Here is a 19,564-nt window from a genome sequence, read left to right on the forward strand (position 1 = left end):
CGGTGACAATCGGAGGGCCCTTTTTTGTGGGTTGCCTGATGGAATCAGCTATGATGTGGCAATGAACCTGACGAAATTCACCACCAGTCTGTACTCTCGCAAGGAACTTCTATTTATCCCATCTCCTTTTGATGGGCGTCTTGAGTTAGCCGCACTCACTGATTGGGTCTGCAAGAGGGGAGGCCCGGCGTTACAATTCAAGCAGGTTGCAGGTTCAGAAGTTGAGTTGGTAACCAATCTTTTCGGTACCGAATCGAGAATGGCTACCGCGCTCGGTCATTGTCAACTTGCGGACTTTGGTGATTGTCTGAAAAAGTTTCTTAAGGATGCGGGTACCGGAGATTCTGCCTCGCGCCTTGATTTTTTAAGCGTGGAAGAGACCAATACCGATGTTCTTGGCGGTATGCTCGGTCGACTGAATTTAGATTTTCTACCGAAAATTCGGTTCTGGCCCGAAGAGCAGCGGAGTTTTTTTACGCTCGCTGTGGTCATCACTCAAGATGCCGAAACTGCCGCGCAAAATTACGGACTCTACCGTATCGGAATCGTTGGAGACCGGCAGCTGACGCTCAACGTCCTGCCAGGCTCTGGCGGGGCTGCACATCTAGCGCAGTGGCAAGAACAACATCAAAAGATGCCAGTCGCCATTTTATTGGGAGCAGATCCCGGCTTGATTTTTTCTGCGGCAGCCAGCTTGCCACCAAGGTGTGACGAAGCTCATTTTAGTGCCTGGCTTCAAGGCCATCCGGCCAATTTTACCGACTGCCAGACCGTGCCGCTACAATGTCCAGCGTCTTTTCAGATACTGATCGAGGGCTGGGTTGATACTGAAAAAAACATCAACGAAGGGCCATTCGGATGCTATACCGGTCGGTATGGTGGCGGAAATGATTGTCCCATAATCGACGTTTCAGCGGTTTTTGCTGTCGATAAACCGCTCATTCCCCTGACCCTTGCCGGTCCACTCCCGATGGAAGACAGTTGGCTGGCCAGGGCGAATCTTGAACTTATCCGCGCACGATTGGGCATTGATTTTCCTACTATCACTTCAATTGCAATGCCATTGGAGGCGGCCTTTTATGGGCTTTATTTTGTAAAAGTCAATGATGCCCAAATTTCGGTATCTGAAGTTGCAGATCAATTACGCAGCTTTGATTACCTGAAAGGGCTCAAGATGCTGGTTTTACTTGAACCAGAGGAAATCCTTGCCGGCACGTTATGGCGGCAGCAGCTGCGAAAAATTCCGGCGCGCCGAATCTGGCAAAACAGGGCGGCAGACCTGGAGAATCTGCTTGCCCTACAGGCTCCACAGCTGCGGCATGCTCCAGGACTTGCGGAATCACTGCTGCGAAGACTTGAACTGGCGGGTATCCAGCGGGATGAACTTTGTGGGGGGAAGGTTATTATATGAATGTTATAGAACAGGATGCACTGAATCTGCTGCAAAAGGTTTTTGGCTATCAACAATTTCGCGAGCACCAGTTAGATATCATTGCGCAGGTTGTCGCCGGTGGTGATGCGTTTGTCCTGATGCCAACCGGTGGCGGAAAGTCCCTCTGTTACCAGATCCCGGCCCTGATGCGCAAAGGGGTCGGGATCGTGGTTTCACCCCTGATCTCACTGATGAAGGATCAGGTCGATGCACTCTGTGCCAACGGGGTGCGTGCGGCCTGTTACAATTCATCCCTGTCCGCCAACGAGGCCAATCAGGTCTTGGCACGACTCCACGCCGACGAACTCGACCTCCTCTATGTCGCGCCTGAGCGGCTCCTGAGCGAGTCCTTTCTCGAGCGTCTTGCTTCCCTTGAAATCGCGTTGTTTGCGATCGATGAGGCCCATTGTGTTTCACAGTGGGGGCATGATTTTCGGCCGGAATATATCCAGCTCGGCAAGTTACAGCATTTCTTCCCTAGTGTACCGCGGATCGCTTTGACCGCTACCGCTGAAAAACAGACCCGACTGGACATCTTGCAACGGCTTCATCTCGAACGGCCGCTGCAGATCGTGGCGGGATTCGATCGACCGAATATCCGCTACACGGTGATGGATAAACAGCGACCCTATGAGCAGCTCAAACAATTTCTTTCCGGACGCCGGGATGAGGCTGGCATTGTCTACGCGTTAAGTCGCAAACGGGTCGAGGAGATCTCCGCTCGCCTGCAGGAAGATGGTTGCCGGGCAGCGGCCTATCATGCAGGATTGAGTGCGGATGACCGGCGCCGCACGCAGGACGCATTCCTGCGTGATGATCTGCAGATTGTGGTCGCTACCGTGGCCTTCGGCATGGGGATCGACAAACCGAATGTGCGGTTTGTCGTGCATTATGACCTGCCGAAAAATGTTGAAAGTTATTATCAGGAGACCGGTCGTGCCGGGCGAGACGGCCTGCCCGCCGAGGCCCTGCTGCTGTTCGGTTATGGCGATATTGCGGTAGTGCGTGGCCTGATCGAAAAAAGCGATAATCAGGATCAGACAAGGATCGAACTTCAAAAGCTCAATGCGATGGTCTCTTTCGCCGAAGCGGGCTCCTGTCGGCGCAGGGCCCTGCTTGGTTATTTTGGAGAACCGATGGCCTCGGATTGCGGAAATTGCGATATCTGCCTCGATCCACCAGAGACCTACGCCGCAACTGAAGATGCGCGCAAGGCGCTCTCCTGTGTCTATCGGGTTGGTCAGCGCTTCGGCATCGGCCATGTCATCGACGTGCTGCGCGGTGCCAAGACAGAGCGTATCTTCAGCCTGCGGCACGAACAACTTTCAACCTGGGGGATTGGTAAGGAGCAGGGTCAGGAGCATTGGAGCCACCTGTTGCGCCAACTGATCCACCTTGGTTATCTTGAGCAGGATATCGGGAATTATTCGGTGCTTAAACTGACCGAAAGTGCACGGCCATTGTTGCGGGGAGAAATCGAACTGCAGCTGAGCCGACCGCGCGTAAAGGCCGAGCGTAAGAAGAAACCGGCGCGTAAGATTGTCGGGCTCGAATATGATGAGCAACTTTTTCAACTGCTACGCGCCCGGCGCAAAAAGATCGCTGACCGCGACGGAGTTCCACCCTACGTGGTTTTCGGCGATGCCAGCCTCGCCGAAATGGCCGCCAGTTTGCCGACCAGCGACTCAGACCTGCTAGGGATCAATGGCGTTGGACAAACGAAACTGGAACGCTATGGCAGCGAATTTATCACCGAAATCATCGGCTATATGAGTCGTTCTTAAAGGCCTGAGGCGTGAGGAAGGAAAATATGAAAATTGTGTCATTCAACGTCAATGGACTGCGTGCCCGCTTTCATCAGCTGCAGGCGCTCATCGATAAGCACCAGCCTGATATTATCGGTCTGCAGGAGATCAAGGTGAACGACCCCGACTTCCCTCTGGATGTGATCGGTGACCTGGGTTATCAGGTCGTCTTTCACGGTCAAAAAACCCACTATGGCGTGGCATTGATGTCAAAGATTACACCGGAGCAGGTGCAAAAAGGTTTTGCCGGAGAGGAGGCAGATCATCAGCGCCGGGTTGTCCTCGCCAGATATCCGCTGAGTGACGGCCGCCAGTTGCGGGTGGTGAACGGCTACTTTCCTCAAGGAGAGAGCCGCGAACATCCAACCAAGTTTCCAGATAAACGGAAGTTTTACGCCAACCTGCAAAACTGGCTTGAAACCCAGGCCGATCCTCAGGATCTATTGGTGGTAATGGGAGATCTGAATATTTCTCCCGAAGATCTGGATATCGGCATCGGGGACGACAACGCCAAACGCTGGTTGCGCACCGGCAAGTGTAGCTTTCTCCCCGAAGAACGGCAGTGGCTGCAGGGACTCAAGGACTGGGGTTTGATCGACAGCTTCCGAGAACGAAATCCTGCTATCGATGATCGTTTCAGCTGGTTTGACTACCGTTCACGCGGTTTCGAAGCTGAACCCAAGCGCGGCCTGCGGATCGATCTGATCATGGCAACGGCCCCCCTGATGGAAAAGTGCAGAGCCACAGGCATCGATTATGAATTACGTGGGATGGAGAGACCCTCGGATCATTGCCCGATCTGGGCGGAATTTGATCTGTAGCTAAAAATACGGTGACTCAAACGGTTGCTGCAGATTTCAAAGGCCGCAAGTTTCTTGACTCCCGATCGCCTAGCTGGAGGGCAAGAGACACTGTATACGCTCAAAACAGGCTGCGGCCGGTCAGGGTCAGGAGGGCAACCAGGCTGTAGCGGGCAGTCTTCCCCAGGGCGACAAAGAGCACAAAAGTGTCAAAGCGGTGTTTCAAACTTCCAGCTACCAGGCACAAAGGATCGCCAACGACCGGCAACCAGGAAAAGAGGAGCGCCCATTTACCGTAGATTTGAAACCAGTGCCGGGCTTTCTGCTGTGCCTCAACGCTGATTCGCAGCAATTTTTCGATCAACCAGCGGCTTCCCCCGAGTCCGATCAGATAGCTGCTAACAGCACCGAGGCTGTTGCCGACACTGGCCACCAGAATTACCGTGAAAGGTGAACTCCCTTTAAGCAGCAGCGCGATCAGCAACCATTCAGAGCCAAGAGGCAGCAGGGTCGAAGCACAGAAGCTGAGCAGAAAGAGCGAAAGCAGGTCATGTTGGGTGAGAATCTCGGGCATCGCCGGACTATAACAGGCGCGTTGTCTCGAGGGAAGGCGCAACTCTTGCCGCCTGAAGCTGACCGGTGTAGAGTGTCGTTTTGGCCGAAAAGAAGACTCAGGATATCTGATGCAGAGAGTCATGATTCGCGAACAACTTTTTGAAAAAATCCGCGCCCTGCTGGAGATGATCAAGTTCTCCCACACCATCTTCGCCTTCCCCTTCGCCCTGTTTGGGGTGGTGCTCGCCTGCCTCGCAGGTGGCGCTCTCCCCGGTTTCGCGCAGGTCTTCTGGATCTGTGTGGCGATGGTCGGTGCCCGCAGCGGCGCCATGGGTTTGAACCGTCTCATCGATGCAAAAATTGATGCGGACAACCCACGCACTGCCGAACGTCATATTCCGGCCGGTAAGGTCACACGCGCTGAGGCCTGGCTGTTTATTCTCGGTTCACTGACAATCTTTTTGTTGGCAGCCTGGATGCTCAACCCGCTCTGTTTCAGCCTGGCGCCGGTGGCGATTGGACTTTTTGTCCTCTATGCCTACTGCAAGCGTTTCAGTCACTTTGCTCACCTTGTGCTTGGCCTCTGCCTGGCCGCCGCTCCCGTCGGGGCCTATATTGCGCTGCGCGGCAGTCTGGGCTGGCCGATCGTGGCGCTGGCGCTGGCGGTGCTCTTCTGGGTCGCCGGATTTGATATCTTTTATGCCTTGCAGGACTACGAGTTTGACGTCGCGCGCGGACTGCACTCAATCCCGTCGCGTCTGGGACTTGAAAAGTCTTTCCTTCTGGTGCGGATCTTTCACGGGCTGATGCTGCTTTTCCTGTTGCTGGTATTGCCAGGCAGCGGCCTCGGCTGGATCTATTTTTCCGGGGTACTTGTGGTTGCCGGCCTGCTCCTTTATGAGCACAGTCTGGTCAGCCCGGATGATCTGTCGCAGCTGGATGCGGCCTTTTTTAATATGAATGGCTATATCAGCGTGACGATCTTCCTTTTCGCCTTAGTGGATGCGGTGGTTTGAACAGGATGCAAAGAATAGTCGTCGGCATAACCGGAGCGTCCGGTTCTATTTACGGTCTGCGCCTCATCGAAGAGTTGCTCCACGCGCAGAAAGAAGTGAGTCTGCTACTGACAGATGCCGGACGTCAGGTGCTGGCGTTTGAGACCGGATTGCAGCTCGACGTCGATCCCGCCCTTTGTGCCAAGCAGTTTCTTCTGCATTATGGTGCGGTGGGCCATTTACAGAATTATCGGATGGACGACTTTTTCGCCCCGATCGCCAGTGGTTCTTCCGCCCCTGATGCAGTTGTCATCTGTCCCTGTTCGATGGGGACCCTCGGCCGCCTCGCCGCCGGGCTTTCTGACAACCTGCTCGAACGGGTCGCCGATGTGGCACTCAAGGAGCAGAAGAAGCTGCTGCTGGTCCCGCGTGAAACCCCTTTCAACCAGCTCCATCTGCAGAACCTGTTGCGGGTCTCTCAGGCGGGGGGGCAGATTCTCCCAGCGATGCCGGCCTTTTATCAGAAACCCCAATCTGTCGAGGAGCTGATCGATTTTGTGATCGGGAAGATTCTGGATCAACTCGGGATTGAACACGCGCTCTTTACGCGCTGGGGCGATTAAATAAGGTTAGATGAAGATGTTGTTTAAAACGATTAAAGAAAAAGTCGCATCCAATACCCGCATCAGCGACGCTGAAGCCCTGGCGCTGTTTGAGTCGCGCGAGCTGCTGGCGATCGGTGAACTGGCGGCTGAGGCCAATCAGCGCAAGAACGGCGATAAGGTCTATTTCAACGTCAACCGACATATCAATTACACCAATCTGTGCGTCAATCGCTGTAAGTTCTGCGCCTTCTCCAAAGAAGCTGATGACCCTGGGGTTTACACCCTGGCACTGGAGCAGATTGCCGAAAAAGCCCGTGAGGCCTCTAGCGCCGGGGCGACGGAGATTCACACCGTCGGTGGGCTACATCCTGACCTGCCGTTTGAGTTTTATCTGCAGATGCTGCGCAGCATCAAACAGGTTGATCCCCGTCTGCATATCAAGGGCTTTACCGCGGTTGAGATCGATTATTTTTCCCGGCTTTCAGGTTTGAGTATCGAGGACGTGATCGCAGCGCTTAAGTCCGCCGGACTCGGCTCGCTGCCGGGGGGCGGGGCCGAAATCCTCGGGCAACAGGTGCGGGACCAGATCTGTCCCGAAAAGATCAGCGGCGCACGCTGGCTGGAGGTGACCGAAAAGGTGCATGCGGCCGGTCTGCGCAGCAACGCCACCATGCTCTTCGGGCACCTCGAAGGCTACCACGACCGAGTCGAGCACCTGCACCTGCTGCGTGAACTGCAGGACAAGACCGGTGGGTTTCAAACCTTCATTCCCCTCGCCTTTCAGCCGGATAATACCCGAGTGCCCGGGGCTAAAGGGGTCGGCGGGGTCGATGCCTTAAAGACTCTGGCGATCAGTCGGCTCTATCTGGATAACTTCCAGCATATCAAAGCCTACTGGGTGATGCTGGGGCTGAAAATCGCCCAGACCTCCCTCTGTTTCGGGGTCAATGATCTCGATGGCACGGTGGTCGAAGAGCAGATCGGTCATGACGCCGGCGCTGATTCGCCACAGGCGCTCGGGAAGGAGCAGATCCAGTTACTCATCCGCGAGGCGGGGAGGGTGCCGGTCGAGCGCGATACCCTGTACAATGAATTATGATTGAAAATATCCAGCATATTCTCGCAAGCGATGAGCCCCTCAGCCGGGACCAGGCCCTCTGGTTGTTGACCGAGGCCGACCTGTTGCAGCTCGGCCGACTGGCGGATGAGGTCCGGCGGCGCAAGCATCCCGGTAACCGGGTCAGTTTCGTTGTCGATCGCAACGTCAACTACAGCAACGTCTGTGAATCGAAGTGCAAGTTCTGCGCGTTTTACTGTGACGCCGAGTCGGAAAAAGCCTATCTGCTCGATTACGCCACGATCTTCGCCAAGGTCCAGGAGCTGGCCGATCTGGGTGGGACCCAACTGCTGATGCAGGGCGGCCTGCACCCGAGCTTGAAGATCGAATGGTTCGAGGAGTTATTCCGTCAGTTGCGCCAGCAGTTCCCGCAGGTGCAGATTCATTCGCTCTCGGCCGCGGAAATCTGTCATATTGCCAAACTCTCGGGCCTGACCATGTCGGAGGCCCTCAGGCGCTTGCAGGTCGCCGGGCTTAAATCCCTGCCAGGCGCCGGAGCCGAGGTGCTGGTCGATGAAGTCCGTCAGCGCATTTCGCCCAACAAGATCGGCTGGCAGGAGTGGGGTGAGGTGATGGAAGCGGCGCACGCGTTAGGGATGCGCTCTACTGCGACCATGATGTTCGGGAGTTGCGAAACCCCGGTCGATATCGTCGAGCATCTGTTCCGGATCCGTGCAATTCAAGCAAAAACCGGAGGTTTTACCGCCTTCATCCCCTGGACTTTTCAACCGCACAACACTGAACTGGGTGGAAAAACCACGAGCGGTGTCGACTACCTTAAGGTGCTGGCGCTCTCGCGGATTGTGCTCGATAATATCGATAATATCCAGGCCAGTTGGGTGACTCAGGGGGCCAACATGGCGCAGGTGGCACTCTTTTTCGGCGCTAACGATCTTGGCGGAACTATGCTTGAAGAGAACGTGGTCGCTGCCGCCGGCATCTCCTTCCGCATGTCGCAGGAAGAGATCATTGATCTGGCCCAAAGCGCCGGATTTATTCCGGTCAGGCGAACGACCGAATACGAAATTTTAGAGGAATACTTAAAATGACGACCCTGCGTAAAAATATCGCTGAGATGGCCGCTTATGTTCCGGGGATGCAACCCGAGAATGAAGCTGAGTGGGTCAAACTGAATACCAATGAAAATCCCTACCCGCCTTCACCCGACGTTGCCAAGGCGATTCTGGCCGAGGTCGGGAAGGACGGTGCCAATTTACGTAAATACCCGGATGCCAGGAGCAAAAAAGCGCGCGAAATTGCAGCCCGATTGTTTAAGGTTGATCCTGCCTGGGTGATCATGGCCAACGGTTCAGACGAACTGTTGAACAACCTGATCCGCGCCTTCGTCGGTGAAGGGGAGAGGATGGCCTTTGTGCATCCTTCCTACAGCTATTATGCCACTCTGTCAGATATTCAGGGGGCGCAGATTGATCAGTTTGGTCTGGATGACGATTTTCGACTGGTCGATTTTCCTGAGCGTTACTCGGGGAAACTCCTCTTTCTGACCAGCCCTAATGCGCCACTCGGCTTCCGTTTCCCCAATGACTATATCCGCAAGCTGGCCGGGCGTTGTGACGGGGTGCTGGTGGTGGATGAAGCCTATTCCGATTTTGCCGATGGCAGCGCGATGGATCTGGTTGAGCAGTGTGACAACCTAATCGTCACCCGCACCCTTTCCAAAAGTTATTCGCTGGCTGGGATGCGACTTGGCCTGGCGGTTGCGCGTCCCGAGGTGATTGCGGCGCTGGATAAGATCCGGGATCATTACCACCTGGATCGGCTGGCGCTGGTGGCAGCGGAAGCTGCGTTGCTGGATCAGGATTGGCTGGTCGAAAATCTGGTCAAGATCCGCAAAACCCGCGAATGGTTCAGCAGCCAGCTGCGGGAGCTCGGCTATCGGGTTATTCCGTCACAGGCCAACTTCATTTTTGTTACGCCACCCGATCTCGATGCCGAGCGGGTCTATCAGGGCCTCTTTGAACGTCAGATCCTGGTTCGTTACTTTACCGAGCCCTTGCTTAAACACGGCCTGCGCATTTCGATCGGCACCCGTGAAGAGATGGAAACAACCCTTAAGGCGATGACAGAGATTGGCTGAACGGCGGTTTGAGCAGGGTGAGGTCGCCACGCGTCTGCTCGCCTGGTACGGGCGTGCCGGTCGCAGCCTCCCCTGGCGTCAGACGCGCGATCCTTACCGTATCTGGCTTGCAGAAATCATGCTGCAACAGACCACCGTCGCGGCCGTGATCGGTTACTTCCGACTCTTTTTGGAAAAATTCCCGACCCTTGAAGCGCTGGCTGCCGCCCCCCTGGAAGAGGTTATCGATCTCTGGGCGGGGCTCGGCTACTATGCGCGTGCGCGTAACCTGCACGCTACAGCGCAAAAGTTGATTGCACAGGGGGGGCATTTCCCGGTCAGTGTCGCGGAGCTGATGCAGTTGCCAGGGATAGGCCGTTCGACGGCAGGGGCAATTTCGGCACTCGCCTTTGACCAGCCGGCGCCGATTCTGGATGCCAATGTGCGGCGGATTCTCTGTCGCTTGTTTGCCTTGCAGAAGATGCCGCGGTCTGTTCAGGCAGAAAAGCAGCTCTGGGTCTGGGCTGAAACCCTGACCCCGCAACTGCGGATTCATGATTACACCCAGGCGATTATGGATCTGGGGGCGACTATCTGTCTGCCACGCAGACCGCGCTGCACCGAATGCCCGCTTGAAACGCTGTGTGAGGCGCGGCGCCTGAACCTGGTTGATCAGCTGCCGCTGAAGAAATTGAAGCAGCCGATTCCCCTGCGGCATGAATTGGCGCTACTGCTGGTCAGCGATGGCAAGGCGCTGGTACGCCGTCGCCCGACCAAAGGACTTCTCGGAGGCCTTTGGGAGTTTCCCGGTCTCGAAGTGGCCGAGACAGATCCGGTTGAGCAGATTCATCGCTACTGTGCCGGTGGTTATTCGGTGCGTGGTATAAGTCTGCTCGGGCAGGCGCGCCACACCTACAGCCATTTTCGGCTTGAGATCGACTTTTATCGTGTCGAGCTTGAACCTGAAGGGGCTGTGGCTGAGCAGGCAGACCATTCTGGCCAGTGGTTGCCGCTGGCCGCTCTCATGCAACTCCCCCTGCACGGGGCACATAAAAAATTGCTGACGCTGATTACTGCGTCGAAAAAATCTTCCAGCATCAACTGAATTGGATTCCGCATGCCCTTGCCACAAATACTGACCCGTACCGCCGAAGTCGAAGAGTTGGCTGCCGAACTTTCGACTTTTCCTCAGATAGCTGTCGATCTTGAAGCCGATTCGATGCATCACTATCAGGAGAAGGTCTGCCTGCTTCAATTTACTGCCGGTGAGCAGACGATTTTGCTCGATCCGCTGGATGGCGCAGACCTTTCCAGTCTGCGTCCGGTGCTGGCGAACCCCGGCATCCGTAAACTGTTTCATGCCGCCGATTATGATATCCGTTGTCTGGCCCGGGATTTTTCTATTCAGATTTACGGGCTGTTCGACACCATGATCTCCAGCCAGTTCCTGGGGGAGGCGAAGTTCGGTCTGGCCGACGTGCTGGGGAAGTATTTCGGCCTTGAGGTCGACAAGAAGTATCAACGTGCTGACTGGACCATCCGTCCCATCAGCCCGGAGATGGTCAGGTACGCGGCTGGTGATACGCGGTATCTGGCGGATCTGGTCGTGATTCTGGAGGAAAAACTTCACGCCATGGGGCGGCGAGATTGGGTCGCTGAGGAGTTTGCCCTTCTGGAAAAAGCACGTTTTGCCGAGCCGAACGGGCTGCTTTGCCTGCGGGTCAAGGGTGCCGGCAAGTTGACCAGGCGTCAACTCGGTCTGCTCGAAGAGTTGCTTCAGTGGCGCAATGCCGAGGCTCAGCGTCGCGATCTGCCCCATTTTAAGGTGTTGGGTACAGCGAGCCTGCTACACCTTGCAACCCAGGCTCCGAGTTCGGTCCGGGGACTGGTCGCGATTGAAGGGATTTCACCGCGGCTGGTTGAACGCTACGGTAAGGCTCTGATGCAAGCCGTCGAACAGGGGGTAGGGCTGGATGAGGCTGACCTGCCAGCTTTCCCCCGGGTCGAACGCCGTGAAAAGGACCCCGCCGCCGACAAGCGGTTTCTGCAGCTCAAGGATTGGCGTAAAAAAACCGCTGCACAGCTGGCTCTTGATCCCGGCGTCCTGATCAATAACGCGACCCTCGAGCAGGTCGCCCGCGCCAACCCGCAGAGCAGAGCGGAGCTGGAGGGTTTGGGTGCTCTGAAAAACTGGCAGCTGCGTGAACTGGGTACGGGGATGTTGCAGGCTCTCTAAATCATCTGCTTCGGGTCCAGCAGCCGATTCAGCTCCTCTGCCGGCAAGGTCTGTTCGGCCGTCAACAGCTCACGAATGGTCTTCCCTTCCTGGTAGGCCTGTTTGGCCAGGTCGGCGGCGCGATCGTAGCCGATGACGGGAGCGAGCGAGGTCACCAGGGCCAGACTTTGCTCCACCAGCTCAGCACAGCGTTTATGGTCAGCCTTCAATCCGGCCAGACAGCGGTCACCGAACAAAGTGATCGCGCGACTTAAGAGTTCAATACTCTCCAGCATCGCCGCCGCCATCAGCGGCATCATCGTATTCAGTTCGAAATAGCCTCCCAGGCCACAGAGGGTGATGCTGGCATCGTTGCCGATCACCCGCGCGCAGACCTGGATCAGGCTCTCGGCCATCACCGGGTTGACCTTCCCCGGCATGATCGAGCTCCCCGGCTGCACCGCAGGCAATTGTAACTCTCCATAACCACAGCGTGGACCGCTTCCGAGCAGGCGGATATCGTTGGCAATTTTCGACAGGCTGACGGCGCAGGACTTGAGTGAGCCACTTACCGCCACCAGCGCATCACGGGCGGCCTGAGCCTCAAAGTGATTGAGCGCTTCGCGAAATGGCAGACGTGTCTCCGTGGCGATTCGGCCGATGGTGCGTGCCGCGAATTCGGCGTGGGTGTTAATCCCGGTCCCGACCGCGGTTCCGCCCAGCGGCAGCTCGTAAAGGCCGGTTGATTCACAGGCCAGGCGTTCTTGAGCGAGTTTAATCTGACGCGCATAGCCGCTGAACACCTGGCCAAAAGTGATCGGGGTGGCATCCTGCAGATGGGTCCGGCCAATCTTGATGACGCTGGTAAATTCTGCCGATTTTGCCGTCAACTGCGTCTCCAGCTGCTGTAAGGCCGGGAACAACTTCTCCTGAAGCTGCTGCGCGCAGGCGATATGGATGGCGCTGGGGAAGACATCGTTGCTTGACTGTCCCAGGTTGACTTCATCGTTGGGGTGGAGCGGACGTGCCGATTTGTGGTTCAGCAGTTGGCTGGCGCGGTGGGCGATCACCTCGTTAGCGTTCATGTTACTGCTGGTTCCTGAGCCGGTCTGATAAATATCAACCGGGAACTGACAGTCGTGCATCCCCTTGAGGATTTCGGCAGCGGCCTGAGAAATAGCGGATGCCCGCGTCGCTTCGAGCAGCCCGAGCTCGGCATTCACCAGCGCCGCCTGCTGTTTAATCAGCGTCAGGGCGTACAGCAGGGGGCGAGGTAACGGCTGGCCTGAAATCGGGAAATTTTCAACGGCGCGCGCAGTCTGGGCTCCGTAAAGTGCATCGGTCGGCACCTGCATGGTGCCGAGGCTGTCCTTTTCAATACGTGTCTTGCTCATGGTAACCTCTCTGTTAAGGATGACCTTCGCGGTCAGATTCAAGCATACCAACCCCTCCAGTGCTGTCAATCGCGCTTTCTTTGTCCGTGGGCATCGGCTAGAATGCCGGCCATGCAAACTCTCGCTCTGGTTTTGATCCTCTTTTCAGCGCTGATGCACGCCCTGTGGAATCTGCTGGTCAAGCAGAGCCGTGACAAGACGGTGTTCATCTGGTGGATGTTCGTTTGCGCCTTTATCCTGATGAATTTTCTGATGCTCCTGCCGGGGCGGCCCTTTCCGCCCATGTCCCCCCGCTATCTGCTGCTGGCCGGGAGTGCGGCTGCCTGCTTTGTGCTCTATCACTGGTTTACCGGCAAGGCCTACCGCGAGGGGGACCTGTCGATGACCTATCCCCTGGCCCAGACCTCGATGCTTTACGTGCCGATCTGGGGGGTGCTGCTTTTGGGTGAGAGACTTTCCCTGCCCGGCATTCTGGGGATTCTGCTGATGGTGGCCGGAGCCTACAGCATCCAGCTCCGCTATTTTCAACTGGGCGAATTGCTGCGCCCCTTTCGTAATCTGGGGAACAGTTCGGTCCAGGCGGCCTTGCTGGCCGGGCTCTGCTATTCCTTCGGCGCGATCATCGACAAACAAGGGGTTACCAGCTATACCGCTTACCATTTCACTTATATCCTGGTGCTCTTCATGCTTGGTTACATGAGTCTCAATCTGTTGCGCCCCTGTTACCGTGGACGGGTTTTGGCTGAGCTGCGGCATAGTCCCAAACTGGTCATGCTGTCGGGACCGGTTATGCTCGCCTCGTTCCTCACCTTCCGCTACGGCCTGCAACTTTCACCGGTCAGCTATGCCGTCCCGCTAAGGCAGGTGAGTCTGCTGGTCGGGGTCCTGATCGGGATTCTGTTTCTGGGGGAATCCTTCGGGCGCATGCGCCTCTGTTCGGCGGGACTGATATTGGCCGGAGTCGTGTTTATCTGGCATGGCTGAAATCCTGCACTGTGGGGCGTGAAATATGAGAAGTGAAAGGATAAATGATGAAGAATCTGGCCAATTTTCTGTTTGAAGTCGGCATGCTCAAGCGCACCCCCCGCACCGGTTTTCAATTCCTCGGATCGGGCGCCGAATCTGTGGCTGAGCACAGTTTTCGCACCGCGATCATCGGTTACACCCTGGCGCAGATTGATGGCCAGGTTGATGCCGCGCGGGTGATGCAACTCTGCCTGTTTCATGATCTCCCAGAGGCACGCACCGGCGACCTGAACTATGTCAACAAGAAGTATGTCAAGGTCGACGAACAAAAGGCGATCGATGACCTGGCCGAGCAGCTCCCCTTTGGCGATGACTACCGCGCCACCCTCGCCGAATTTATGGCGAAGCAGACCCCCGAAGCGCTGATCGCCAATGATGCCGACCAGTTGGAAATGATTCTGGCTCTCAAGGAGCACAAGGATCTGGGGAACCGTAACGCTGATGAATGGTTCCCCTTTTCCCTTGAACGGCTCAAAACCGATGCCGCAAGGCAGCTCGCCTCCAGTATCTGGAGTACCGATTCGTCGAAGTGGTGGTTTGATGATGATAGAGAATGGTGGATTAATGGTTCTCACGATCACGAGTGAGAGCTGCACCGCATCTGCGACGTTGCTTCTTGGCTTCCATCCTCGACCTAGCGCTGCTAGGCCTGCGGTGAAATCCTGCGGCGCGCCTTGCACATGCCGCACATCTCTCACTCGTTTGAGCGTTGTTGTTTTTAGAAATTGAAATAATTCTCCAAATGTCTCTCGCCTTTTGCTGAACTTGACCCTTGATATGCAGAAATGCTATCTACTGCGGTTCGGTATTATCGTTTTGTGGAGGAATAATTCATGCTCGACATCAAATATTTGCGTGAAAATCTTGCTGCGGCGACCGCTTCCCTGGCCAATCGGAGTGGCGAAGTTGATCTTTCAGCGTTCACAGGTCTTGATCTGCGCCGCCGTGAACTGCTCGGCGAGGGGGAAGCTCTCAAGGCCGAGAAGAATCGCGTTTCGGCCCTGATCGGTCAGACCAGGGATAAAAGCCAGGTCCAGAGCGAGATCGTGCAGATGAAAGAGGTTTCAGCGCGCATCAAGCAGATTGATGAGGAGCTAAGGCTGGTCGAGGAAGAGCTGCAGGCGTTGCTCTTGACCATCCCCAATATTCCACATCAGGACTGTCCCATCGGGCGCGACGAAAACGCCAACCGTGAGGTCCGCACCTGGGGAGAAGTTCCCAGCTATGATTTTGCACCCCAGGCGCACTGGGATCTGGGGGAAAAACTGGAAATCCTCGATTTCGAACGTGGCACCAAGATCGCCGGGGCGCGATTTGTGCTCTATCGTGGTGCCGGGGCCCGTTTAGAGCGGGCGCTGATCAACTTTATGCTCGATCTGCATACGGATGTGCATGGCTACACCGAAACCCTGCCACCGTTTCTGGTCAATCGCGCCAGCATGACCGGGACCGGGCAGTTGCCGAAGTTTGAAGAGGATCTGTTTCATACCGAGGATGTCGATTATTTTCTGATCCCGACTGCCGAGGTGCCGGTGACAAATATCCATCGGGACGAAATTCTGAATGATGCCGATCTGCCGCTCAAATACACCGCCTACACCCCCTGTTTCCGTAAGGAGGCGGGCTCGCATGGACGCGATACCCGCGGTCTGATTCGGCAGCATCAGTTCAACAAGGTCGAGCTGGTCAAATTTGTCCGCCCCGAAGATTCGGATGCCGAACTGCAGAGCTTACTGGCGGATGCTGAAAAGGTTTTGCAGTTGTTGAAGCTGCCATACAGGGTGGTTGATCTCTGCACCGGCGATATCGGGTTTTCGGCGGCCCGCACCTTTGATATCGAGGTCTGGCTGCCAGGTCAAAACGGTTATCGCGAGATCTCTTCCTGTTCAACTTTCGGGGATTTTCAGGCCCGGCGCGCTAGCATCCGGTTTCGTCGTGAAGGTGCCAAGAAACCTGAGCTGGTCCATACCCTGAATGGCTCAGGGTTGGCGGTGGGGCGCACTTTCCTGGCGATCCTGGAGAATTATCAGCAGGCTGATGGTTCGATCCTGATTCCCGATGCCCTGAAACCCTACATGGGCGGGTTGGAGAAAATCAGTAATTAGTTTGTGCCGGGCTACGCCTTTCTACTTGCTTTTTGGGCCGATGTTCGTTAAAGTCGGCGCGCTTTTCGGAATGTTTTACAACGCTACGGAGGAGTGGCCGAGTGGCTTAAGGCGGCGGTCTTGAAAACCGTTGTACGAAAGTACCGTGGGTTCAAATCCTACCTCCTCCGCCAATTTTGTGTAGACCGTTCCAAGGATTTGAACAAAAAAACTGAATATACGACTTGCGGAGAGGTGACCGAGAGGCCGATGGTGCCCGCCTGCTAAGCGAGTGTAGCGCAAGCTACCGGGGGTTCGAATCCCCCCCTCTCCGCCAGTATTATTCAGAAATCCTCTGCTTGGGGATGTGAAGTGAAAAGAGCGCTGACTAAATGCCGGAAGAGCGGCCCGGATGGCCGCGGTAGCGAGTACAGGTGAGGTTACGCCGGAATCGCCATGACAGCGATGAAGGTTTGGCCGAATCCCCCCCTCTATGCCAGTCTTTTCAAAAATGTCTCCTTCTTAAGGTTGTCCTGGAGGTGTTGGACCTGTTTTTTGGGTTAAGTCAGCATCAGGAGGTGCTTTAATGCTCAACCTTGTTGTCAGTCTGTCTTTACTTGTCGTCCTCTTGTTCGGATGTAGCAAGCAGGAAACCAATGCTCCTGTTACCAAGACTGTTGAAAAGAAGACAGAACTTGAGGTAATCGTTCCGGAAAAAGTCAAAGCTGACTGGTCTGCGGTAAAGATTAAGGTGACGGATAAGGAAAATAATTCTTCGGCCGTTTATACGGTTTCCGTCGGTGGTAGCTTTGTTGTTCCCGGATCGGGATTGAAGGTCGAGATTAAAAATTTTCTTCCCAACTTTATTATGTCCGGGAATAGAATTACATCGCGTGGTCTTGAAACAGAGAATCCGGCAACCCAGGTTGTTATCAGTGATAATGAGCAACAACTTTTTTCCGGCTGGTTGTTCGAGAAAAACCCTAAATCACATAACTTTGTACATCCTCGATATAATCTCACCCTTAACGGATTTGTCGCAACTCGGCGGTCGGCCCCTGAGGCTGCAAAAAAGGGTTGACAATCGCGCCAGGTTAAGCGATAAAGCTTGTCTTTCTATGTGCGCCACTAGCTCAGCTGGATAGAGCGTCTGACTACGGATCAGAAGGCCGGGAGTTCGAATCTCTCGTGGCGCGCCATTTTAAAAATAAGGGCCATATGCATCCTTCTTTATTTCAGGATCAGGTCTTTATGCAAGAGGCCCTGGTGGAGGCAGGTAGAGCTGAGGCTCTGCTTGAGGTCCCTATCGGGGCCATTGTCGTTCATGGTGGCGAAATTGTCGGTCGCGGGCACAACCTGCGTGAGACTTCGCAGGATCCAACGACTCACGCCGAGCTCATTGCCATTCGTCAAGCGGCTGAAAAGCTTGGGTCCTGGCGACTGATTGATTGTACCCTGTACGTGACCCTCGAACCCTGTGTCATGTGCATGGGCGGGATCATCTTGGCGCGTATCCCGTACCTGGTTTATGGTTGTCGTGACCCCAAGGCTGGTGCAGCAGGGTCGCTTTATAACCTGACGCTGGATGAACGTTTTAATCATCGGGTGGATATCAGGGAAGGTGTTCTGGCAGATCAATGCAGCGAACAGCTTAGTACGTTTTTTAAGCGCTTAAGAGAACAGAAAAAAATAGCAAAAGAGCAGAATTGACACTTTGGAGAGGTGTCCGAGTGGTCGAAGGTGACAGACTCGAAATCTGTTGAGGGGCAACCCTCCGGGAGTTCGAATCTCCCCCTCTCCGCCATAAAAAACAAGGGCTTAGCCGGTAACGGTTAGGCCCTTGTTTTTTGAAACTGCATGAATACACATCTGATGCTACCCTTACACGGATTTATTGGCCTAAATAGATTGAATCTCGTATTGCTGAGTCTCTTGGGGATTTTTATGACGAATATGTTGCGGCGTGAATTGCGTAACCTGGTTTTGATCAGCCTGGGGTCAACCTTGCTGGCGCTGGGTGTGGTGTTGTTTCTGGCTCCGAATCGGATTGCGACTGGTGGAACACCGGGGGTGGCGATCCTTTTGCACTTTGTGGTTGATCTGCCGATCGGCGGCCTGATGGTGCTGATCAATCTGCCGCTTTTGCTGGCTGGTTGGCGCCTGCTCGGTCGTGCCTTTGCGCTGCGCACGGTTGGGGCTATTCTGTTGATGTCGGTGCTGATCGATCTGTTTACTGAGATCCTCAAGCTGCCGGCCGTGAGCAATAATCAGCTGCTCGCCACGCTTTATGGTGGGATCGTTGTCGGTCTGGGGGTCGGCTTGATTCTGCGGGGGAATGCCTCGGCCGGAGGTTCGACGATCATCGCCAAAATCGTGTCCAGCCGCACCAATATCAAGCCGGGACAGGTAATTTTTGCCCTCGACCTGTTGATCGTTTGCGCTTCGGCCCTGGTTTTTCGCAGTATCGAACCGGCGCTCTGGAGCCTGATCTGTATCTATGTCACTTCAAAGTGTATCGACATGATTTTGACCGGCGCTCTGACCGAAAAGGTCGTGCACATCGCCACCCGCAGACCTGATGAACTGGCACGTCAGCTTATTGAACAGTTGGGGCGCCATGGGACGATGTTGTCCGGGACGGGGCTTTTTCGCAATCAGGAGAAAACCCTGATCTTTGTCACGGTAGAGGCGCGGCGCATTTCACTGCTGCGGGATATCATCCGTCAGACTGATCCTGACGCCTTTATGGTAGTGATGGATGCCGCCGAGATGCTCGGCCGGGGGCATGGAGTTTAATCCAGGGCCAGGTATTCGACCTGGATTACTTCGAGTTCGGATTTTCCGCCCGGGGTGTTGAACGAAATCACATCGCCTTCTTTGGAGCCGAGCAGGGCGCGTCCGATCGGGGAGGTCCAGCTGACGTAGCCCCGCGCGGCATCAAATTCATCTGCGCCGACAATACTGTAGACCTTCTCTTCCCCCTCTTCGTTTTCAACCGTGACGGTACAGCCGAACAATACCCGACCCTTGGCGATTGCCCCCTGCTCAACTGGGTCGACGATGGCCGCGGCTTCGAGGCGCTGGGTCAAAAAACGGATCCGCCCGTCAAACCAGCGCAGCTTCTTCTTGGCGTAGTGGTAGTCGGCGTTCTCCGAGCGGTCGCCGTTGCTCGCTGCCCAGGCGGCGGTCTTTACCATTTCGGGCCTGAGGGTGTAGAGAATCTCTTTAAGTTCTGCACGCAGGCGCTGGGCGCAGGTCGGGGTCATGTAAATGGGAGTCGGGGTGGTCGCTTGTTTTGGCATGGGTCTCGTTCGTTGCTGGAGTGACAGATCAGTCTATCTTAAGCCGCTTTGGCCTGAATGCAAAGCACGAGGGGCCGGAAAACATGCGCCCATCTGCACCCATCGGGGAAATGCGCATTCGATGTTCTGTTTCGTATGCCCCCTGCTTGATCCGTGT

Annotated in this window: 19 protein-coding genes and 4 tRNA genes; 20 read left to right on the forward strand and 3 right to left on the reverse strand. The window is 55.4% G+C overall.

Translation table 11 applies throughout. From position 1 onward, the window contains the following. Positions 1-61 precede the first annotated feature (61 nt). Genes D888_RS0101675 through xthA form a run of 3 tightly spaced genes read left to right on the forward strand, consistent with a single transcriptional unit; the run spans position 62 to position 4,058 of the window. Positions 62-1,411: a UbiD family decarboxylase gene (locus D888_RS0101675; protein ID WP_020674790.1), complete on the forward strand. Its 1,350-nt coding sequence runs from the start codon at positions 62-64 to the stop codon at positions 1,409-1,411. After that, entirely contained in the window at positions 1,408-3,216 is a 1,809-nt protein-coding gene (gene recQ / locus D888_RS0101680; protein WP_020674791.1) for a DNA helicase RecQ, read from the forward strand. The genes D888_RS0101675 and recQ overlap by 4 nt, the downstream gene beginning before the upstream one ends. A 26-nt stretch (positions 3,217-3,242) precedes the next feature. After that, on the forward strand, positions 3,243-4,058 hold the full coding sequence (gene xthA, locus D888_RS0101685; protein ID WP_020674792.1) for an exodeoxyribonuclease III: 816 nt from the start codon (positions 3,243-3,245) through the stop codon (positions 4,056-4,058). Between the two features lie 100 nt (positions 4,059-4,158). On the opposite strand, the gene D888_RS0101690 is transcribed toward xthA, so the two are convergent. Beyond that, complete coding sequence (locus D888_RS0101690) at positions 4,159-4,653, reverse strand: YqaA family protein (RefSeq protein ID WP_020674793.1); 495 nt, start codon at positions 4,651-4,653, stop codon at positions 4,159-4,161. Positions 4,654-4,720: 67 nt separating this feature from the next. Here D888_RS0101690 and D888_RS0101695 point away from each other — a divergent pair, with 67 nt between their 5' ends. The 7 genes from D888_RS0101695 to D888_RS0101725 are packed head-to-tail and all read left to right on the forward strand — an operon-like array spanning position 4,721 to position 11,622. After that, on the forward strand, positions 4,721-5,608 hold the full coding sequence (locus tag D888_RS0101695) for a UbiA-like polyprenyltransferase (RefSeq protein ID WP_020674794.1): 888 nt from the start codon (positions 4,721-4,723) through the stop codon (positions 5,606-5,608). A 5-nt stretch (positions 5,609-5,613) separates the two neighbouring features. Further along, positions 5,614-6,210: a UbiX family flavin prenyltransferase gene (locus D888_RS0101700; RefSeq protein WP_033423320.1), complete on the forward strand. Its 597-nt coding sequence runs from the start codon at positions 5,614-5,616 to the stop codon at positions 6,208-6,210. A 16-nt stretch (positions 6,211-6,226) separates the two neighbouring features. After that, the gene (gene mqnE / locus D888_RS0101705; protein ID WP_020674796.1) at positions 6,227-7,291 is read left to right on the forward strand and encodes an aminofutalosine synthase MqnE; all 1,065 of its coding nucleotides are present in this window, start codon (positions 6,227-6,229) and stop codon (positions 7,289-7,291) included. Next, on the forward strand, positions 7,288-8,358 hold the full coding sequence (mqnC, locus tag D888_RS0101710) for a cyclic dehypoxanthinyl futalosine synthase (protein ID WP_020674797.1): 1,071 nt from the start codon (positions 7,288-7,290) through the stop codon (positions 8,356-8,358). Before mqnE ends, mqnC begins: the two co-directional genes overlap by 4 nt. After that, the gene (hisC, locus tag D888_RS0101715) at positions 8,355-9,407 is read left to right on the forward strand and encodes a histidinol-phosphate transaminase (RefSeq protein ID WP_020674798.1); all 1,053 of its coding nucleotides are present in this window, start codon (positions 8,355-8,357) and stop codon (positions 9,405-9,407) included. The genes mqnC and hisC overlap by 4 nt, the downstream gene beginning before the upstream one ends. Next, positions 9,400-10,491, forward strand: coding sequence for an A/G-specific adenine glycosylase (mutY, locus tag D888_RS0101720; RefSeq protein ID WP_020674799.1), 1,092 nt, complete (start codon positions 9,400-9,402; stop codon positions 10,489-10,491). The genes hisC and mutY overlap by 8 nt, the downstream gene beginning before the upstream one ends. 12 nt (positions 10,492-10,503) lie before the next feature. Then, the gene (locus tag D888_RS0101725) at positions 10,504-11,622 is read left to right on the forward strand and encodes a ribonuclease D (protein WP_020674800.1); all 1,119 of its coding nucleotides are present in this window, start codon (positions 10,504-10,506) and stop codon (positions 11,620-11,622) included. On the opposite strand, the gene D888_RS0101730 is transcribed toward D888_RS0101725, so the two are convergent. Beyond that, the gene (locus D888_RS0101730) at positions 11,619-12,995 is read right to left on the reverse strand and encodes a class II fumarate hydratase (protein ID WP_026362168.1); all 1,377 of its coding nucleotides are present in this window, start codon (positions 12,993-12,995) and stop codon (positions 11,619-11,621) included. The two genes, D888_RS0101725 and D888_RS0101730, sit on opposite strands and share 4 nt — an antisense overlap. A gap of 111 nt (positions 12,996-13,106) precedes the next feature. Here D888_RS0101730 and D888_RS0101735 point away from each other — a divergent pair, with 111 nt between their 5' ends. The 10 genes from D888_RS0101735 to D888_RS0101780 all read left to right on the forward strand — a co-directional run bounded on the left by D888_RS0101735 (position 13,107) and on the right by D888_RS0101780 (position 18,901). Continuing rightward, entirely contained in the window at positions 13,107-13,979 is an 873-nt protein-coding gene (locus D888_RS0101735; protein ID WP_020674802.1) for an EamA family transporter, read from the forward strand. Between the two features lie 47 nt (positions 13,980-14,026). Beyond that, complete coding sequence (locus D888_RS0101740) at positions 14,027-14,608, forward strand: HD domain-containing protein (protein ID WP_020674803.1); 582 nt, start codon at positions 14,027-14,029, stop codon at positions 14,606-14,608. A gap of 246 nt (positions 14,609-14,854) precedes the next feature. Next, the gene (serS, locus tag D888_RS0101745) at positions 14,855-16,126 is read left to right on the forward strand and encodes a serine--tRNA ligase (RefSeq protein WP_020674804.1); all 1,272 of its coding nucleotides are present in this window, start codon (positions 14,855-14,857) and stop codon (positions 16,124-16,126) included. Positions 16,127-16,213: 87 nt separating this feature from the next. Then, positions 16,214-16,299, forward strand: a tRNA-Ser gene (locus D888_RS0101750). 55 nt (positions 16,300-16,354) lie between these two features. Continuing rightward, positions 16,355-16,442 (forward strand) — tRNA-Ser (locus tag D888_RS0101755). Between the two features lie 249 nt (positions 16,443-16,691). Then, the gene (locus D888_RS20410; RefSeq protein ID WP_020674805.1) at positions 16,692-17,186 is read left to right on the forward strand and encodes a DUF2155 domain-containing protein; all 495 of its coding nucleotides are present in this window, start codon (positions 16,692-16,694) and stop codon (positions 17,184-17,186) included. Positions 17,187-17,227: 41 nt separating this feature from the next. Next, positions 17,228-17,304, forward strand: a tRNA-Arg gene (locus D888_RS0101765). 19 nt (positions 17,305-17,323) lie between these two features. Continuing rightward, the gene (tadA, locus tag D888_RS0101770) at positions 17,324-17,815 is read left to right on the forward strand and encodes a tRNA adenosine(34) deaminase TadA (protein WP_020674806.1); all 492 of its coding nucleotides are present in this window, start codon (positions 17,324-17,326) and stop codon (positions 17,813-17,815) included. A gap of 6 nt (positions 17,816-17,821) precedes the next feature. After that, a tRNA-Ser gene (locus D888_RS0101775) sits at positions 17,822-17,909 on the forward strand. Positions 17,910-18,049: 140 nt separating this feature from the next. Then, entirely contained in the window at positions 18,050-18,901 is an 852-nt protein-coding gene (locus tag D888_RS0101780; protein WP_020674807.1) for a YitT family protein, read from the forward strand. On the opposite strand, the gene greB is transcribed toward D888_RS0101780, so the two are convergent. Continuing rightward, the gene (gene greB, locus D888_RS0101785) at positions 18,898-19,407 is read right to left on the reverse strand and encodes a transcription elongation factor GreB (protein WP_020674808.1); all 510 of its coding nucleotides are present in this window, start codon (positions 19,405-19,407) and stop codon (positions 18,898-18,900) included. The two genes, D888_RS0101780 and greB, sit on opposite strands and share 4 nt — an antisense overlap. Between the last annotated feature and the right edge of the window lie 157 nt (positions 19,408-19,564).

The organism is Geopsychrobacter electrodiphilus DSM 16401, from assembly GCF_000384395.1.
Taxonomy (GTDB): Bacteria; Desulfobacterota; Desulfuromonadia; order Desulfuromonadales; family Geopsychrobacteraceae; genus Geopsychrobacter; species Geopsychrobacter electrodiphilus.

Coding starts and splice junctions, on each gene's coding strand:
- D888_RS0101700 (WP_033423320.1), top strand. CDS start 5,614: ATGCAAAGAATAGTCGTCGGCATAACCGGAGCGTCCGGTTCTATTTAC.
- D888_RS0101740 (WP_020674803.1), top strand. CDS start 14,027: ATGAAGAATCTGGCCAATTTTCTGTTTGAAGTCGGCATGCTCAAGCGC.
- recQ (WP_020674791.1), top strand. CDS start 1,408: ATGAATGTTATAGAACAGGATGCACTGAATCTGCTGCAAAAGGTTTTT.
- mqnC (WP_020674797.1), top strand. CDS start 7,288: ATGATTGAAAATATCCAGCATATTCTCGCAAGCGATGAGCCCCTCAGC.
- D888_RS0101780 (WP_020674807.1), top strand. CDS start 18,050: ATGACGAATATGTTGCGGCGTGAATTGCGTAACCTGGTTTTGATCAGC.
- mqnE (WP_020674796.1), top strand. CDS start 6,227: ATGTTGTTTAAAACGATTAAAGAAAAAGTCGCATCCAATACCCGCATC.
- xthA (WP_020674792.1), top strand. CDS start 3,243: ATGAAAATTGTGTCATTCAACGTCAATGGACTGCGTGCCCGCTTTCAT.
- D888_RS20410 (WP_020674805.1), top strand. CDS start 16,692: ATGCTCAACCTTGTTGTCAGTCTGTCTTTACTTGTCGTCCTCTTGTTC.
- D888_RS0101695 (WP_020674794.1), top strand. CDS start 4,721: ATGCAGAGAGTCATGATTCGCGAACAACTTTTTGAAAAAATCCGCGCC.
- D888_RS0101675 (WP_020674790.1), top strand. CDS start 62: ATGAACCTGACGAAATTCACCACCAGTCTGTACTCTCGCAAGGAACTT.
- greB (WP_020674808.1), bottom strand. CDS start 19,407: ATGCCAAAACAAGCGACCACCCCGACTCCCATTTACATGACCCCGACC.
- tadA (WP_020674806.1), top strand. CDS start 17,324: ATGCATCCTTCTTTATTTCAGGATCAGGTCTTTATGCAAGAGGCCCTG.
- hisC (WP_020674798.1), top strand. CDS start 8,355: ATGACGACCCTGCGTAAAAATATCGCTGAGATGGCCGCTTATGTTCCG.
- D888_RS0101730 (WP_026362168.1), bottom strand. CDS start 12,995: ATGAGCAAGACACGTATTGAAAAGGACAGCCTCGGCACCATGCAGGTG.
- serS (WP_020674804.1), top strand. CDS start 14,855: ATGCTCGACATCAAATATTTGCGTGAAAATCTTGCTGCGGCGACCGCT.
- D888_RS0101735 (WP_020674802.1), top strand. CDS start 13,107: ATGCAAACTCTCGCTCTGGTTTTGATCCTCTTTTCAGCGCTGATGCAC.
- D888_RS0101725 (WP_020674800.1), top strand. CDS start 10,504: ATGCCCTTGCCACAAATACTGACCCGTACCGCCGAAGTCGAAGAGTTG.